Genomic DNA, 2,096 nt, shown 5'->3' with positions numbered 1-2,096 from the left:
ATATCGAGTAGGGTGAGGCGTTACCGCCTCATCCCTCTCACAGAACCGTACATACGGGCCACGTATACGGCTCATGCCATTAACTTACCCCGAACTTCGGGGACAGTGATGCCCGTTTTGATCTTGGTTAAGTCCAGCAACCTCAGATCGTCGTGCAAGTAGGCGTTGGGGATCGCCAGATGGGCCAGCGGCGACGCCGCGTTACACCAGCTTTGCATCTTGATGTACTGGAACGGAGGACGGTAGCCCAACTGTTTCAGCCTTCGATGCAGCCGACCCGGCTTCTTCCACTGCTTGAGCTGGACGCAGCGTAGTCGACGCCTCACCCAACTCATCATCTGCTTTAACACCCTCGCCGCAGTTCGCTACCCGGAAGTAGTTGGCAAAGCCGCGCAGCACAGGATTCAACTCGCGGATGATCACCGCAAGCCCCGCACCTCGATTACGCTTCGTCAACGCTTTCACCTTCTGCTTAAGTGTCACCACCTTCTTTTCCTGGATGCGGGTGTACTTGGTGTGGATCACTACCCCCAGGAACTTGATCCCCTCGTCGCTGTGCGCGATGTGGGTCTTAGTGGCATTGACTGTCAGCGTCAGCTCAACTTCCAGATAACATTGGGCTACCCTCAACGCATTCTCCGCGCCTGCTCGTGAGCTGCACAGGACCAGGATATCGTCCGCGTAGCGGACGATTCGATGACCCCGTGCCTTCATAAACTGGTCGAAGGCGTCCAGGTAGACGTTGGCGATCAGCGGACTGATCACGCCGCCCTGGGGGCTGCCCTGTACCGTCTCTTCAAGGTGGCACCCCACCATCACGCCGCTTTCCAGGCACTGGCGCAGCAGCGACAATACACTGCCGTCCGTGATCCGTTGGCGGAACTGGCGGATGATCAGGTCGTGGTTTAACGTGTCGAAGCATTTCGACAAGTCCATATCCACTACCCATTCACGCCGGTAGCGGCGGATGAACAACGCCGCTTTGCTGATAGCGTGGTGACCACTGCGTCCCGGACGATACCCGTAGCTCGAGGGGTGAAAGTCTGGCTCGAAGAGCGGTTCGATGATACTGCGTAATGCCTGTTGCACAACCCGGTCTCGAACCGTGGGAATACCCAACAGACGTTCACCGCCGTCGTCCTTGGCGATGGCAACGCGCCTGACAGGCTGCGCTCGATAGCGCTTTTCCTTCAGTTCGAGGAGCAGACACGACAGCTCCACCTCCAGATTCACCTCGAACGCACTCAGGCTCTGCCCATCGATTCCGGCCGCACCTTTGTTGCGCTTGACGTGTTTGAAGGCTTCGTACAGGCGCTGTTTTGCAGCAACTGCCCGTAAAGACTGTAGTATTTCCTCATGCCCGCTCATCTCTGTGATGGACGTCGCCGATCATCGGTCTGGCTGTTGGTCTATTTCAAACGACCCGTCCGGGTACTAGCGCGTTGGCAATCTGCCGCCACGGTGTCGTTCTACTCCCTCGTTCAGAGAAGGACGAAGCCACTGTGTTCCCACAGCACCTCGACCCACTTCCCTGCCCCGTCGGGCAGCTTGTGAACACAGCGTCAACCTTCAGATCAATGTCCGTCGTTCTCATTAATGACTTCCGCCCTTCGCAGCCGACCAAGGCTTTTGGCCTTGCCCAGTCCGCTGAACCTCCGCCAGCGGTCGTTCCGGTTTTGTCCTCCACGCTGTTACCAGGCTTCACAGGTCGGAACTTCCTCACTACTACGGCGTCATCTGCCACCTCGCACCCATTGCGGTCTTGGCTTTCACCTCGAGCCACAACCTCCGGCTACGCCGGATGCGGTGTCAGGCTTCCCCGGTTACTGCACCGGCTCCCTGTTAACGATGCCACCCTCAAAACACAGCACAGGCCTGACTGAGTATCGGGCGTCGCGCTATTTTGCACGCTTACCCACCTGTACTGCCGAAGCAGGTTCACTTGCGCTGTGTACCGTTAACCTCCTATGGCTTCCTTCAGACCCCACCGTTAGCCAGTGACGCCCTTGCCAGTCGGATTATCTTCCCCTCAGTCGGGGTGACGACACCTTCTTTCAGGTGACCGGGTTTGCCGGCTTCGCCGGGCAAACAAAAAA

At 57.8% G+C, this 2,096-nt stretch carries 1 protein-coding gene; it reads right to left on the bottom strand.

Features of this window, described 5'->3' with window-relative positions:
• Nucleotides 1-201: 201 nt before the first annotated feature.
• Complete coding sequence (gene ltrA / locus B4967_RS10865; RefSeq protein ID WP_207953617.1) at nucleotides 202-1,368, bottom strand: group II intron reverse transcriptase/maturase; 1,167 nt, start codon at nucleotides 1,366-1,368, stop codon at nucleotides 202-204.
• Between the last annotated feature and the right edge of the window lie 728 nt (nucleotides 1,369-2,096).

The sequence above is a fragment of the Vreelandella lionensis genome (genome assembly GCF_002087295.1).
GTDB lineage: Bacteria > Pseudomonadota > Gammaproteobacteria > Pseudomonadales > Halomonadaceae > Vreelandella > Vreelandella lionensis.
This window is presented reverse-complemented; position numbering and strand designations above follow the sequence as displayed.

What these genes read in the sequence shown, in the direction of transcription:
- ltrA (WP_207953617.1), bottom strand. Translation starts at nt 1,368, where the DNA reads ATGAGCGGGCATGAGGAAATACTACAGTCTTTACGGGCAGTTGCTGCA.